General features: G+C 43.3%; 12 protein-coding genes and 5 tRNA genes. 3 read left to right on the top strand and 14 right to left on the bottom strand.

Annotation, left to right across the window (positions count from 1 at the left end):
• Positions 1-240 precede the first annotated feature (240 nt).
• Positions 241-822 carry a TetR/AcrR family transcriptional regulator gene (locus J5X92_RS14025; protein ID WP_013784728.1) on the bottom strand — a complete coding sequence of 194 codons (582 nt, stop codon included), beginning with the start codon at positions 820-822 and terminating at the stop codon, positions 241-243.
• Between the two features lie 155 nt (positions 823-977).
• Here J5X92_RS14025 and J5X92_RS14020 point away from each other — a divergent pair, with 155 nt between their 5' ends.
• The 3 genes from J5X92_RS14020 to J5X92_RS14010 all read left to right on the top strand — a co-directional run bounded on the left by J5X92_RS14020 (position 978) and on the right by J5X92_RS14010 (position 3,110).
• A complete protein-coding gene (locus tag J5X92_RS14020) occupies positions 978-1,529 on the top strand; it encodes a carboxymuconolactone decarboxylase family protein (RefSeq protein WP_013784727.1) in 552 nt (183 codons plus the stop codon).
• Positions 1,530-1,885: 356 nt separating this feature from the next.
• Positions 1,886-2,056, top strand: coding sequence for a hypothetical protein (locus J5X92_RS14015; RefSeq protein WP_013784701.1), 171 nt, complete (start codon positions 1,886-1,888; stop codon positions 2,054-2,056).
• A 436-nt stretch (positions 2,057-2,492) separates the two neighbouring features.
• Positions 2,493-3,110: a flavin reductase family protein gene (locus tag J5X92_RS14010; protein WP_129737568.1), complete on the top strand. Its 618-nt coding sequence runs from the start codon at positions 2,493-2,495 to the stop codon at positions 3,108-3,110.
• A gap of 93 nt (positions 3,111-3,203) precedes the next feature.
• Here the strand turns inward: J5X92_RS14010 and J5X92_RS14005 are convergent, their stop codons facing one another.
• From J5X92_RS14005 to J5X92_RS13940, 13 genes are all read right to left on the bottom strand, one after another.
• Positions 3,204-4,607, bottom strand: a complete 1,404-nt coding sequence (locus J5X92_RS14005) for an alanine/glycine:cation symporter family protein (protein WP_013784698.1) — start codon at positions 4,605-4,607, stop codon at positions 3,204-3,206.
• Positions 4,608-4,868: 261 nt separating this feature from the next.
• Positions 4,869-4,944, bottom strand: a tRNA-Gln gene (locus J5X92_RS14000).
• Between the two features lie 41 nt (positions 4,945-4,985).
• Positions 4,986-5,061 (bottom strand) — tRNA-Gln (locus J5X92_RS13995).
• 4 nt (positions 5,062-5,065) lie between these two features.
• Positions 5,066-5,150, bottom strand: a tRNA-Leu gene (locus J5X92_RS13990).
• A gap of 40 nt (positions 5,151-5,190) precedes the next feature.
• A tRNA-Met gene (locus J5X92_RS13985) sits at positions 5,191-5,267 on the bottom strand.
• A 172-nt stretch (positions 5,268-5,439) separates the two neighbouring features.
• Entirely contained in the window at positions 5,440-6,420 is a 981-nt protein-coding gene (locus J5X92_RS13980; protein ID WP_244360819.1) for a peptidylprolyl isomerase, read from the bottom strand.
• Positions 6,421-6,600: 180 nt separating this feature from the next.
• Positions 6,601-7,692 carry a redox-regulated ATPase YchF gene (ychF, locus tag J5X92_RS13975; RefSeq protein WP_013784696.1) on the bottom strand — a complete coding sequence of 364 codons (1,092 nt, stop codon included), beginning with the start codon at positions 7,690-7,692 and terminating at the stop codon, positions 6,601-6,603.
• A 38-nt stretch (positions 7,693-7,730) separates the two neighbouring features.
• Positions 7,731-8,312, bottom strand: a complete 582-nt coding sequence (gene pth, locus J5X92_RS13970; RefSeq protein WP_208805972.1) for an aminoacyl-tRNA hydrolase — start codon at positions 8,310-8,312, stop codon at positions 7,731-7,733.
• A gap of 5 nt (positions 8,313-8,317) precedes the next feature.
• On the bottom strand, positions 8,318-8,950 hold the full coding sequence (locus J5X92_RS13965) for a 50S ribosomal protein L25/general stress protein Ctc (protein ID WP_013784694.1): 633 nt from the start codon (positions 8,948-8,950) through the stop codon (positions 8,318-8,320).
• A gap of 223 nt (positions 8,951-9,173) precedes the next feature.
• Complete coding sequence (locus tag J5X92_RS13960) at positions 9,174-10,175, bottom strand: NAD(P)-dependent alcohol dehydrogenase (protein ID WP_208805971.1); 1,002 nt, start codon at positions 10,173-10,175, stop codon at positions 9,174-9,176.
• Between the two features lie 101 nt (positions 10,176-10,276).
• Positions 10,277-10,732 carry a hypothetical protein gene (locus tag J5X92_RS13955; RefSeq protein WP_013784692.1) on the bottom strand — a complete coding sequence of 152 codons (456 nt, stop codon included), beginning with the start codon at positions 10,730-10,732 and terminating at the stop codon, positions 10,277-10,279.
• Positions 10,733-10,821: 89 nt separating this feature from the next.
• Positions 10,822-13,215 carry an EAL domain-containing protein gene (locus tag J5X92_RS13950; protein ID WP_208805970.1) on the bottom strand — a complete coding sequence of 798 codons (2,394 nt, stop codon included), beginning with the start codon at positions 13,213-13,215 and terminating at the stop codon, positions 10,822-10,824.
• A gap of 1,290 nt (positions 13,216-14,505) precedes the next feature.
• Positions 14,506-14,581, bottom strand: a tRNA-Gln gene (locus tag J5X92_RS13940).
• Between the last annotated feature and the right edge of the window lies 1 nt (position 14,582).

The raw sequence follows: 14,582 nt of genomic DNA, 5'->3' as shown, positions 1-14,582 counted from the left end.
AATGCCCTAGATGCACTGAGTGAACAGCTACCACTTAAAAACCCCGCATTAACTCATCCATGGGCGCTCTGCCACAGCATCCATGCTGTGGAAGGTTTCTAATGCAAGCTCTCACAATGCCCCAGATACATCGAGTGAAAAGCTAACATTCAGAAGTACGTGGTAAGCCCACCCAAAAGTACTCTGCTTTAGCATCCATGCTATGGAAGGTTTTTAATGCACACTGTCCATATACCTCTATCACTCAGGCCAAGAAGTTTTAAGGTCGATGAGTACTTTATCTATCATGGTTTCAATGGCGTGATCGTCGCTTTGCATTAACGCAAAAGTGCGAAGGCCTACAAATTGGTTTTGTAACCAATCTGCAGCTTTATCAACCGGTGTGCTGGTGGGAAGTGAATTGGTTTGCACGGCTTTTTCTACAATAGATTTGAAACATGCTTTCAAAGTGCTCATACCATCAAGCACAGACTGTTTTCCATTTTCACCCAACATCTCTAGTTCGGTAATAGACTTAATTAATAAGCATTGGCGCTGAAAGCGCATTTCTTCTGGGTTAATCAATTCGCTAACAAAAAATGCACGCAAAGCGTCAAGTGGGCAATCGGCATTAATAACAATGCTGAGTTTTTCTTGGCTGTTCGTAACATACTTTTCCACTACTAATTGGAATAAGCCCTCTTTACTTTTGAAGCGAGCGTAAATACTGCCGGGTCGCATATCTAGCGCTTGTTGAATGTCGCGCATACCAGCGGCCTGAAAGCCTTTTTGCCAAAAAAGCGTGGTGGCCTTCTCAATCACTTCAGACTCTGCATATTTCATTCTGGTATACCTTATATTCGAATGTTTTGAACACTTGTTCAATTATGACTTGAACACTTGTTCAAGTAAACCTATATTGTATTACATCAAAACGTAATCAGTATTTATTATCTTTTTAGTTACTGGTTTTCAGTTCACATCAATAGGAGAGTGACATGAGCGATTTTACATTACACACAGCAGATAGCGCACCAGAAGCAGCTAAACCACTTCTTGAGAATTCTCAAAAAGCTTTCGGTATGATCCCTAACTTGCATGCAGTAATGGCGGAAGCGCCAACGTTGCTTGAAGGTTATCAAGTACTTCACGGTTTGGCACAAGATACGTCATTTAATGCAGAAGAGCTTACTGTAGTATGGCAAGCGGTTAACGTAGAGCATGCGTGTCATTACTGTGTACCAGCGCATACTGGCATTGCTAAAAGCATGAAAGTAAGTGATGAGCTAATTGAAGAGTTACGTAACGATGAAACCCTTTCTGATGCCAAGCTAAATACCTTGAAAGATACCGTACTAGCAGTAACGCGTGGTCGTGGCCACATCGATGATGCACAGCTTAAAGCATTTTACGATGCGGGTTATGCGCACAAGCAACTATTAGAAATCATTCTAATTTTGGCGCAAAAAGTGATGAGTAACTACACAAACCACCTAGCTGAAACCCCTGTAGACGATGCATTCAAATCGTTTGCTTGGGAACCGAAGTAAGGTAGAGAGAACCCAAGTAAGGTAGAGAAAACCGAAGTAAGGTATAGAGAAGGTAGAGAAAACTAACTTTTCTATCCGTAGTGAAATAGCTATGGCTTTACGAAAGTTCTTATAAATTATACGTATACAAAAACGGCCTTTGTTTATCAAAGGCCTTTTTTTTACCTTTAATTTCCTCATATATTGCTATCTCGTTTACGTGCCGGTTACGTGCGACAGTCACAAAGTAACACTATAAACGAACGAAAAAACCTTGAAAGCGTATATACAAATGCTATATGCTGTATAGCCATAAATCGCATGAATCGGTATGTGCTGGCTTTTGTAGATAATACCGTTCTTGATGAGGACTTACGTTGGATAAGAAGAAGAAAAAAAAGAATAGTCAGCTGATCATTCGTATTAACGATCAGGAGCGTGCTGACTTCATTCATCTCTGCGAAGAGTTAGATACTACAGCGGCCAGAGAAATCAGGCGATTTATTAAAGAATTCACTGAAGAGCAAAAAGCCAAGTCTTCGGATTAGCGCTTCTGCTTTATCAAAAATGCACTGCTCTTAAACCAGTGATTACATCGAGTGGGCGCATATTGCCTTGCGTTCTTCACTCAATAAAAAATAGCACAAAAAGGATATTCATAATGGCTAAAGCTAAAAAAGTTAAACAAGAAATCAAAGTAACAAAAGCTAAAATTTCTAAGCAAGAAGGTAAACTTAAAAAGCTTAAGAAAGAGCTTAAAAAAGCGAAGAAGTAAGTAATTCGCAAGATTGATTTATTGTGACGAAACGGCGTATAAGCATGGCTTTACGCCGTTTTTTTGTTCCCTTCGATATGTAAGTCAATGACGAATACTCATCACCTAATTAATAAAACCGGTACTGCTATTTAAACGCCTTAGCCGCTATACTCGTATTGGTAAAATAACGTTAGTAAATTGACGATAGTAGCTGCTAAGGAAAACTCTTGTCCGATATTCATTTTTACGAACCCAAGTTAGGTCACAACCTCGCACACGATCCATTCAACGCCATTATCGCTCCCAGGCCAATTGGTTGGATTTCGTCAAAAAGTAAAGACGGTAAGCTAAACCTCGCGCCTTACAGTTTTTTTAATGCACTAAATTACACGCCACCTATTATCGGTTTTTCTAGCGTGGGTGATAAAGATTCGCTGAAAAATATTAAAGCAACCGGTGAGTTTTGTTGGAATCTTGTCGGCAAACCATTATTAGAGGCTATGAATCAAACCAGTGCGGCTTTAGCTTTCGATGAAGATGAATTCGCGTTTGCAGGTTTAGATACAGTAGCATCACACATTGTCGATGTGCCACGGGTGAAATCAAGCCCCGTTAGTATGGAGTGTAAGCTTACCGATATCGTGCAACTTAAAAATGCAGAAGGCGGCTTGTGTGAAAGTTGGTTTGTGATGGGAGAGGTCGTGGGTGTGCATATTCAAAAGGACATGATTGAAGCGGGTGTGTATAAAACGTTGAAAGCAGAACCTGTCATGCGCGGTGGTGGAGCAGGGGATTATTTCAGTGTAGACAGTAGCAACATGTTTGAGTTGTTAAGGCCCAAATAAACGTACTAGGCCAGATATAAAAAACAGTGGTACAAAATACATTGTTCCACGGCTTTTTAATGCTGAACCTGGCGTTAAAAGTAGGTCTTTCGCTTACCAAATACCGTCTTCAGATTTACCCTGAATTTCACAGTCTCCAGTTTTATATTCTACCTTTTCACCCCTATCGCGTTTAGCAAAGTAATCTTTGCTGATAGATACGATAGTAGGTGTCATCCACACGATAGCGATGATATTGATAACAGTCATTAACCCTAATGCCATATCCGCCATGGCCCATACTTGTGGCATGGCCGCTTGGGCGCCCCAGTAAATCATTCCCAAATAACCTATCGTGTAGGCAGCTCGGCCTGCACGGTTATCGAGTTTGAACATATGTAAGTTACTTTCGCCGTAGGCATAGTTGGCTACAACCGAAGTAAACGCAAACAAGCTAATGGCTGCGGCGACAAAGTCGGTTCCGCCTTCGCCTAAATGGCTGCTCATTGCGTCTTGGGTTAATCTAATGCCTTCCATTTGCTCGGAGCTAGAGCCGCCTGCAAGCAGAATAATGAAGGCGGTAGAGGTACACAGCACCATAGTATCTAAAAACACGCCCAGCATTTGAATGTAACCTTGTGACACTGGGTGGTTAGGATTAGGCACTGCACTGGCCGCAGCATGTGGCACAGAGCCACTTCCGGCTTCGTTTGAGTATAGGCCGCGCTGAATACCGTTTTTAATCGCTGCACCTAATGCGCCCGCGCCGGCTTCTTGTAATCCAAATGCAGACTTAATGATATCCATCAACATAGCAGGAAGTTCTGAGATGTTGATAAAGGTAATCCCCAATGCCACTAAGACATAACCAATACCCATAAAAGGCACAACAAATTCAGCAAATCTAGCAATGCCCCGTAAGCCACCTATTACGATTAAAGAGGCTAGGGCAATAATCGCTATGCCCGTGTATTCGCTGGGGAATTGATACGCGTTGTTTAACGCATCAGTGATGGTGTTGGCTTGCACCGCACTAAATACAAAGCCGTAACCGAAGAAAAGACATAAAGAAAAGGCTACCGCTAACCAGGTTTTATTCAAACCTTGTTTAATGTAATACGCAGGGCCGCCACGAAACTCACCGTTTTCATCTCGTACTTTATACAATTGCCCTAAAACGCTCTCAGCGAAGCCTGTGGCCATGCCTAGTATGGCAATCATCCACATCCAAAAGATAGCACCAGAGCCACCAAGCGAGATGGCTACCGCTACCCCTGCTAGGTTACCGGTGCCTACCCGGGCAGATAAACTAGTACACAATGCCTGAAATGAACTAATGCCGTCTTTGGTCGACTTATTGCTTCCTTTTAACAAGGTAAACATGTGACCAAAATGACGTAATTGAACACCACCTAATTTAACAGTAAACCAAATACCACATGCTAGTAGCATGATGATTAATACTTGGCCGTTACCCCATAAAACGTTATTTACCGCCGAGACAAAGTTTTCTATCACGCGTTTTCCTTTGCTTTTGTTGTTGTGAGACCCGTAGAAAACCTCAAGAGGCTGTTTATCGCTTAAAAGGCTACTATCTAAAATTGATGAACCTTAAAAGAGCGTACTTAAAAAGAGTACCTTGCTGGAGAGCTCAAAAGACACAGTAAGCAAATATAGTAGCATGTGGAAAAAAAGAGTGAAGAGGGAATAAGTAGTTAGATTACAACTTTATGTATGCCAGAAAACAAAAAACCGGTCGAAGGACCGGTTTCTTATGTATGGCTGGGGTAGCAGGACTCGAACCTACGAATGGCGGGATCAAAACCCGCTGCCTTACCAACTTGGCTATACCCCAAGTGATAACCACGCAGCAAAAGCGCAATTACTAGGAAAAAATGGCTGGGGTAGCAGGACTCGAACCTACGAATGGCGGGATCAAAACCCGCTGCCTTACCAACTTGGCTATACCCCAACTGTGGTGCGGAAGGAGAGACTTGAACTCTCACGCCGTGAAGCACTGGAACCTAAATCCAGCGTGTCTACCAATTCCACCACTCCCGCACAGTCAGAACCTCAAGAGAAGTTAGATAAAAAGAAAAATTGGTGGCTATGGCGAGATTCGAACTTGCGACCCCATCATTATGAGTGATGTGCTCTAACCAACTGAGCTACATAGCCTCCGGCTTTTTCTTTTCCCTCTCAGGAAGTGGCGCGTATTATGCGGATATGACTGGCGACCGTCAACCCCTTTTTTACTAACTTTTTCTAAGTGGCTAATATCTGTGCATTCAGGTTTAAAATCTAGCCAAAGTGCAGTGAATTTAATCAAATATCGCCAATAAACCCAAACTTAATTCCATGGCGTTGATGAAGTTTTAGTCTGGTAATAGCAAACATCTATAGGTCTAGGACTATAAATTTTGTCATGAAAGAAAGAATTATCGAGTGTTTGCCCAGTTTTCATACGTTTTTGGTATTCGGGATGCGAAGGATGCTGAATATAATACTGTTTACCCGACGTATCTTTGTTACCTGCGTAACTATTTCTAATTTGGCTCTTATCCGAAGGCACTTCAATAACGCCACTATTTTCTATTGGGCCCCTTGGTAATTGCTGCAATACTTCCATTCCTTCGAGTACACGCCCAATAACTGACATATTTCTATCTAAGTGCCGCGGCGCTTGTCCAATCACAATATAAAACTCGGTGCTGGCAGTGTCCTTTTCACTATTACGGGCAAAAGCGACCGTGCCAGGGCAGTGAAGTGCCCACATTTCATTTCTCGTGCTGTCTATTCCTACAGGAAACCCATTTAGAAAACCTGTCGCGGGGGCAAACATGTCGTTTTCTTCTATAACAACCGCAGAAGATGAAAGGGGGGTAACAAACTCAGCTTTCAAATTACCGGTTTCTGGCGAGGGTTCATGGCTTTCATTACTCCCTCCTTGTGCAACAAAACCATCGACCACACGGTAGAAGTACTGCTGCTGATAAAAATCACTTTTTATTAGCTTACGAAAGCGTTTTACATGATGAGGCGCTAAAGCGGGGTTCAGCGCGATGACCACATCACCATAGTGTGTTTCAAGAGTAACGATATGTTTATTAGGCACTTTGTACCATTTGTTGGTGATGTCGTTATCCATCAATAGTTTTTCTTTTACCTGAGTGGCCTCAGGGCTTTTTTCATGATTGTTTGCGTGCGCGGTAGACACAACGCTGCTTACGCCCAAAAAGGCCACACAGAGCGATACTGCCAATACTGATATCTGTGGACGTGCTGATATCTGAGTAAGCGAAGAAAGTGAATGGACGAGTCTTTTAATCATTTTATTGTAAGCTCTGATGTAAATCATATTATTAACACTGGTATAAGTGTCTCTTTATGTGTTTAAAGTACCGAGTCATTGCCCGTTAAATCAACAACTAATTCTACAGGCAATAAAAAACCACCCCTAAGGGTGGTTTTTTGTAACGTAAATAGAAACGCTAGTAGGCTACATTTCTTTTTACACGTTAAATCTAAAGTGAATTACATCGCCATCTTTAACAATGTATTCTTTACCTTCTAAGCGCCACTTACCGGCGTCTTTCGCGCCTTGTTCACCGTTGAATTCAACAAAGTGATCGTAGCTAACGATTTCGGCACGAATAAAGCCTTTCTCGAAGTCGGTGTGAATCTTACCAGCTGCTTGAGGTGCGGTAGAGCCTTCAGGAAAGGTCCAAGCACGTACTTCTTTAACACCTGCCGTAAAGTAGGTTTGAAGGGTAAGCAAGTTATAGCCTGCACGAATAACACGATTAAGACCTGGCTCTTCAAGCCCCATGTCTTGCATAAATTCTTCACGCTCGTCGTCTTCAAGCTCAGCAATGTCAGACTCGATAGCCGCACATACTGCAACTACTACGGCATTTTCGCCTTCAGCGATAGCGCGTACTTTGTCTAGGTATGGGTTATTTTCGAAACCGTCTTCGTCAACGTTTGCAATGTACATGGTTGGCTTAAGGGTAAGCATGTTCATGTAGCTGATTGCAGCGTGCTCTTCTTTAGTCAGTTCTAAAGAGCGAAGTAATAAACCTTCATCTAAGTGAGGCTTAATTTTTTCCAATACTTTAAGTTCGTACTTAGCATCAGAATCGCCACCTTTAGCGCGTTTAGCAACACGGTGTAGGGCTTTTTCTGTGGTTTCTAAGTCTGAAAGTGCAAGCTCGGTATTGATAATATCAATATCGTCTTGTGGGTTAACCTTGCCTGCAACGTGAACAATGTTTTCGTCGTCGAAACAGCGAACCACGTGGCCAATTGCATCGGTTTCACGGATGTTAGCTAGGAATTTATTTCCTAAACCTTCACCTTTTGAAGCGCCTTCAACCAAACCTGCAATATCAACGAATTCCATTGTGGTTGGAATAACACGCTGGGGGTTTACAATTTCAGCCAGTTTGTCCAAGCGAAGATCCGGTACAGGTACAACACCTGTGTTGGGCTCTATGGTACAAAAAGGGAAGTTTGCCGCTTCAATACCTGCTTTTGTCAGTGCATTAAAGAGTGTTGATTTACCTACGTTTGGTAGTCCAACAATACCGCATTTAAAACCCATGGTAGGGATCCTTGTCTGGAATTAGTGCTAGCTTAGGCTCACGCCTTAAAGGAGTGTAGCCGATTTTGCGCTTGCTTCAGGTCGTTTTTAAGGAGTATTTCAGTACAACGCACAGCTTCGTCAATGACACTTTCTATAGCCATTTTTTCGTCAGCGGGGGGCCTACCTAATACATGTCCGGTAACACGGCTTTTGTGACCCGGATGTCCAATACCAATACGCAAGCGTAAGAAGTCTTTATTGTTACCCAATTTTGCCACAATGTCTCTAATACCGTTTTGACTAGAGCTACCGCCTATTTTGTATTTCGCTACACCGGGAGGTAAGTCGAGTTCGTCAAAGGCCACCAAAATTTGTTCGGGTTCAATACGGTAGAAATTGGCTAATGCCGCTACAGCCTGACCACTCTTATTCATAAAAGTTGTAGGATAAAGTAAACGTACATCATGCCCAGCAATAGTTACGCGAGCAGTTTTACCGAAGAATTTGGATTCTGGTTTTAGCGGGGTATTGAAGGTGTCGGCAAGTTGGTTTAGAAACCATTCACCGGCATTGTGTCGGGTATTATCATATTCGGGGCCTGGATTTCCCAGGCCCACGATAAGTCGGATATCAGCCAAGCTGATTATTCCTCAGAAGCTGCTTCTTCGTCGCCTTCTTCTGCATCAGCTGCTTTAGGAGCAGGCTTAACAGTGACTACTGCAAGGTCGTGAGTCTCGTCGTCTTTTCCAAGCTCAACAGACGTGATACCAGCAGGTAGTGTAAGGTCAGACAAGTGAAGAGTAGAATCCATTTCAACGTTAGCAATATCTACTTCGATGAATTCTGGAAGATCTTTAGGCAGACACGTAATTTCGATTTCGTTTACGTGGTGCTCAGCGATACCGCCAGCTTTGATAGCTGCAGACTTGTCTTCGTTGATGAAGTGAAGAGGTACGTTAGTGTGTAACTCTTGACCTGCGATTACGCGCTGGAAGTCAACGTGAAGAATACGAGGCTTGAAAGCGTGACGTTGCATGTCTTTAACGAGTACTTCAACAGCTTTTCCGTCTACGTTCAAAGTAAGAACGTGAGAGTAGAACGCTTCAAAGTCAGCAGCGTTGTTTACTTTGTTGTGATCAAGAGTGATCGACACTGGCGCTTCTTCACCACCGTAGATGATACCAGGAAGCTTGTCTTCACGACGTAGGCGGCGGCTCGCACCTTTCCCTAGGTCTGTACGTACAGTAGCGTCCAGAGTAAAAATTGCTTTAGACATTATATGTCTCCAATAAAAAATTAAGAATGTAAGTTCTTGCGACCAGAACCTACTGTTATAGGGCGTTGTAGCTACAAATTGTATACAACAATCGCCGCCTCAAATTTTGAGGGCGGCGAATTCTAACACCGAGGCCTATAACATACAAATTTTACTTGGCGGGTGTGCTTATGTTAGCGAGGCTTCATAATATTAGAAGCCTTACTAACCACTAACCTAAAGCTTATTTAGTTAACACTACGCGATAGTGGGCTTTACCATCTCGAAGTCGTTGTACTGCTTCATTAACGTCATCGAACTTGAAGGTTTCGGTTACTGGCGCAATATCATGCAGCGCAGCAAAATCCAGCATGGTTTTGATAGTAGCCGGGCTACCTACCGGCGAACCTGAAACTGAACGTTGGCCACCAATAAGGTTAAACGCGCCTATGTCTAAAGGCTCTAACGTTGCACCCACAAAGTGTAAACGGCCTTTAGGCGCTAACGTCGAGAGGTACAAGTTCCAATCAAGCTTCACATTCACGGTAGAAATAATAAGGTCAAACTTACCCGCGGCGGCTTTAAGTTCGTCTTTATCACGGCTATTTAAGGTTTCGTGAGCGCCTAGCTCTAACGCTTCTTTTTTCTTCGATTCACTTGAAGTGAAAGCAACAACCTTACATCCCCATGCATTTAAGAACTGCAATGCTAAGTGACCTAGGCCGCCAATACCTACCACGCCAACCACTGAGGTGGGTTTAATATCAAATTGTACTAATGGGTTAAACACGGTGATACCACCACAAAAAAGTGGCCCTGCTGTTTTAGGATCTACACCGTCAGGAAGAGGAACTACCGCAGTAGCTTGCGCACGTACTTTATCGGCAAATCCACCGTGGCGACCGCCAATTGTCATTGTGGCATTAGAACATAAATTTTGATCGCCAGACTCACAGGTGCCACAGCTATTACAATAGCCGGCGTGCCAGCCTAAGCCAACTCGCTGACCTACTTTCAATGACGTAACGTGTTCGCCTACCGCATTTATTGTTCCTACCACTTCATGGCCTGGTACGAATGGGTATTCACTTATACCCCATTCATTATCCAACATGCTTAAATCACTATGACAAATGCCGCAGCTCTCCACGTCTATCTCTACATCGTGAGAGGCTAATTCGCCGGGATCATATTCAAACCTTTCCAGTTTTCCACCTGGCTCTTTTGCTGCATATGCATTAATCATTTGTTACTCCTAGTATTAACAGTGACGTTTGTACGGCGTAGCTAGCCGTAATCGATCACCGTTTCCCTTTTCTTGCCAAGCAATACGTAGTCGAGGCATGCTTAGTGAGAAGATGCGTTTCCTATCACTCTGCTAGCGTCGAGTATTTCTACACTATCGACTTTTAACACGGTGCCGTATTGGGTGATAGTCATAAGATCTGGCATAGGCATGCCGGTTATCTTAACGATTAAGCCATTTCTATGAAATTTCTTATCCAGTTTTTGAAGCGTGTAGCGGTCCCCATTTTCAGCAATAAAAGCGTAAAAACCGCCTTCCATTTCTTTGTACACAATGGTGCCGGTTAGGGTAACTTCACTGGCTTCACCAGATGCGCTAAGACGTTTTTGTTCGGCAGTTTTAGGGACAAAGGCTTGCTGAGGCTTTTCATCTGCTTTTTCAGTCATAAGGGGCTCTTCTTTAACATCAACTGTGGTGTCGTCTTCATTAGAGCAGCCAGCAAGGACAAATAATAATGTGACGGCTGACAGCGTAGATAATGTACGAGTGAATTTCATAAATGCCTCTTTTATAGTTTTTTATTAGATACCAACCGTAAACCGAAAGTGGCCATATGGCTATAAAGAAAGACTACTTTAAAGCAGATTTAGTTCTCTTTATTTTGAATGTCAGGCCATTGGCTGATGAAATTTTCAGCGTGTTCGGCGGTCATCGGGCGACCATAGAAAAAGCCCTGTGCATTAGTAAAACCTAGCTTTTGTAGCAAAGTGGAAACGTCTTGTGTCTCTACACCTTCGGCAGTGGTTTGCAAGTGTAATGCATTAGCCAATTGTAGTATTGCTGACAAGATAGATTCCGCATTTGCACTGTTTACGTTTTGAGTGTGTTCTGACGCGGCAATAACGAAACTTCGGTCTACCTTTAGCTTGTCAAAAGGGAAACGTTGAAGGTAAGACAGTGAAGAGTACCCTGTACCGAAATCGTCTAATGCGATCCGAACGCCTTGCTCTCTTAAGCTATTCAAAAGCACAATCGTGCTGTCGCCATCACACATTAATGATGATTCAGTTAACTCAAGTTCTAATCGAGAGGCTGGTAACCCTGTTGCTTTAAGCGCCTTCATTACGGTAGTGAGTAAATTGGTTCGCTCAATTTGAACGGGAGAAACATTCACAGCAACTTGAAGCGGTGCAGGCCAGTTCATGGCATCACTACAGGCCTGTCTTAAGACCCATTCCCCTAACTGGACTATCATGCCATTTTCTTCAATCAGATGAATAAAATCGGTAGGCGATACGACGCCTCGCTCGGGGTGGTGCCAACGAACCAATGCTTCAAAACCGATTAGCGTATTATCGCTAAACCGAATTTGAGGCTGGTAGAGCACAACAAAGTCGTGGTCTGCAAAGCTTTGACGAAAATCACTTAGCAGCGCTAATCTCAACATGGCATACTCATCGAGTTTAGGATCGTAGAAGCAAAGTTTGTTTTTACCGCTCGTCTTGGCTGCATATAGCGCCATGTCGCTGGCACGTTGAAGAGACACTGGGGACACACCATCCATTGGCGCGCTTGCTACCCCAATGCTGGCGCCTAAATCAAACGAGTGCTCTTGATGTAGCCATGGTTCAGCCAATAAGTCGTGGATTTGCTGCCCGAAACGTGTCGCTTCTAGCGGCGTAAGGCTATTTTTGAAAACCCAAGCAAATTCATCGCCACCCAGTCTTGAAAGTAAAACACCCTTTGGCGTGATTTCTTTAAATCGACATGAAATGTCTTTTAATAGCTCATCACCAGCTAAGTGGCCTAACGTATCGTTAATCACTTTAAAATTATCAAGGTCTAACGTAATTAAGGTTATACCCTTAACTATTTCAGGGGCCTTCGTTTCATCTTCATCGACAAAGCATTGTTGTAATGTTTTGGCGAATAAATGGCGGTTAGCCAACCCAGTTAAAGCGTCGACATTAGCTAAAAATGTCATCTCTTTTTCGCGAAGTAGCGCATCTGTCACATCAGTGCTGACACCGCGCCAGCCTGATAAGTTACCTGTACTATTTATAAGAGGTTGGGCTGTCAGCGACCACCATTTAGTATCGCCATTGACTTCAATAGGAATGTTATCTTGCGTGAAGGGCTCATTCTGCTGAAAATTAGTTGCTAATTCCCTCAACACGTTCTGGTTCGCCGCAGATGCGCTGTCTGAAAGTAAGTTTACAAAATGGCTGCCAGAGAGTTGTTGAATAGGTTTCCCTAAAACATGTTGCATACGCAACGAGACATGCATCAAACATCCGTGACTATCAATTTCCCATAGCCAATCACTGGCGTTTTCTTCAAAATCTTTTAATAGCAAGCCTACAACCTGACGTTGATGTTCAATGGCGGTTTCAGCCATTAATCCGCGAACAAAACGTTTCGATGTAACCAGCACCACACAGCTTAGATATATCCAATAGATCAACAGCAATGCAGATATAAATAAATACTCGCCAAAGTAACTTATGTGGATACCTACTGATACCCCCAGGGTTAAGAACAAAACCCAAAATAACGCGGCTGCGGGTAAGGACGCAAACTGCCAAGCGCCAGTTGCAATAAATGCTGCAATAATAGCAACTAAGATAATCTTACCTTGGGTATCCAAAACACCAAGTAATACGGTCGTCATTTGCGCATATAAAACAGCCGCCAATCCCAACATGAGTGCCAAGATAAATTGAACCCGCTTAGAGCCAGTATTCTCAATTTTTCGCTTAACCAATAAGTACCAAGCGATAACATCACCGGCTGCGATAATAAGTAAAGACAACGACCATGCAATCATAAAATCACTATTAATAAGGTCATTAGCAAAAACGGAACACAAAATAACGATGAGAACAGTTGCACTGCTGGCAAGGGGAAGTTGTCGAGATAGAGAGTCAATTTGCCGGGCACGATAGTAGTTAGCCAACTCCGGCTTAGCATCGGGGTCGGTCCAAAATCGACTTAACCAATACCCAAATGCCGTTAACGAGCGTGTTTTTCTTACATTCACTAACCGCTCCTTTTTTATTCTTTGTATATTGATAACGCTGATAAGAAAGCTTACGCGCAATAAATCGCATTAACCCGTTAAATCGTGGTTCGGTTATCGACCGATAGTTTAAGAGCTTTAAGGATAGTAAAAGCGTGGCTACTTTTTGAAAATTTTTAAACGTTTTGGATGTAGGAAGTAAAGAGTAAACATGCGGGCAATAAAAAAGGGCCTGTAGGCCCTTTTTCGAGAAGTGAAGTTCGAATGGTAATCGCGTTATATGCTCGCAGCGACTATTCGAGTTGAGTACTCACGTCTAGTGCTAGAAACTAGTACTCAAACATCGCTGAAATAGACTCTTCATTGCTGATACGACGAATCGTTTCAGCAAGCATTTCAGATAATGTTAGTTGTTTCACTTTTCCAATCTTCTGCATATCTGCACTAAGCGGAATAGAATCGGTAATGATAATTTCATCAATGACAGATTCTTTTAGGTTCTGTGCTGCGTTACCAGAGAAAATCGCATGGGTGGCGTAAGCATAAACATTACGTGCACCATGGCTTTTCAATGCTTCAGCTGCTTTCGCTAACGTGCCGCCAGTATCAATCATGTCATCCACAATAATACAGTCACGGTCATTAACGTCACCAATGATGTTCATTACCTGAGCAACGTTCGCCTTAGGACGGCGTTTGTCGATAATAGCAAGATCAGCATCGTTAAGTAGCTTAGCGGTAGCACGTGCTCGAACAACACCGCCAATATCTGGCGATACTACAACCGGATCGGCGAAATCACGTTGAACCATATCGGCCAACAGAATAGGCGTTCCGAATGCATTATCTACAGGTACATCGAAGAAACCTTGAATCTGCTCGGCGTGCAAGTCGATAGTAAGTACTCTATCTACACCAACGTTAGAAAGAAAGTCTGCGACAACCTTTGCAGTAATTGGCACCCGGGCTGAACGAACGCGACGGTCTTGACGCGCATAACCAAAGTATGGAATTACCGCAGTAATACGACCTGCTGATGCGCGGCGCAAAGCGTCGATCATCACGATCAATTCCATTAGGTTGTCATTTGTGGGTGCACAGGTTGATTGGATAATAAAAACGTCCGAACCACGGACGTTTTCATGAATTTCTACGCTAATTTCACCATCACTGAAACGGCCTACTTTGGCGTTCCCGAGTTTGGTATAAAGGCGATCGGCGACTTTCTGGGCAAGTTCTGGTACGGCATTACCTGCAAAGAGCTTCATATCTGGCACAAGTGGGTTCCTCAGTGCGTTGATAAAAGAGGTTTGGCTGGGGTAGCAGGACTCGAACCTACGAATGGCGGGATCAAAACCCGCTGCCTTACCAACTTGGCTATACCCCAA

The sequence above is a fragment of the Alteromonas sp. K632G genome (assembly GCF_017653625.1).
Taxonomy (GTDB): domain Bacteria; phylum Pseudomonadota; class Gammaproteobacteria; order Enterobacterales; family Alteromonadaceae; genus Alteromonas; species Alteromonas naphthalenivorans.
This window is presented reverse-complemented; position numbering and strand designations above follow the sequence as displayed.

Excerpts from the sequence above, each read along its gene's own strand:
- J5X92_RS14020 (WP_013784727.1), top strand. The coding sequence starts at position 978 with ATGAGCGATTTTACATTACACACAGCAGATAGCGCACCAGAAGCAGCT.
- J5X92_RS13960 (WP_208805971.1), bottom strand. The coding sequence starts at position 10,175 with ATGATTAATGCATATGCAGCAAAAGAGCCAGGTGGAAAACTGGAAAGG.
- J5X92_RS13955 (WP_013784692.1), bottom strand. The coding sequence starts at position 10,732 with ATGAAATTCACTCGTACATTATCTACGCTGTCAGCCGTCACATTATTA.
- ychF (WP_013784696.1), bottom strand. The coding sequence starts at position 7,692 with ATGGGTTTTAAATGCGGTATTGTTGGACTACCAAACGTAGGTAAATCA.
- J5X92_RS13965 (WP_013784694.1), bottom strand. The coding sequence starts at position 8,950 with ATGTCTAAAGCAATTTTTACTCTGGACGCTACTGTACGTACAGACCTA.
- J5X92_RS13980 (WP_244360819.1), bottom strand. The coding sequence starts at position 6,420 with ATGATTAAAAGACTCGTCCATTCACTTTCTTCGCTTACTCAGATATCA.
- J5X92_RS14025 (WP_013784728.1), bottom strand. The coding sequence starts at position 822 with ATGAAATATGCAGAGTCTGAAGTGATTGAGAAGGCCACCACGCTTTTT.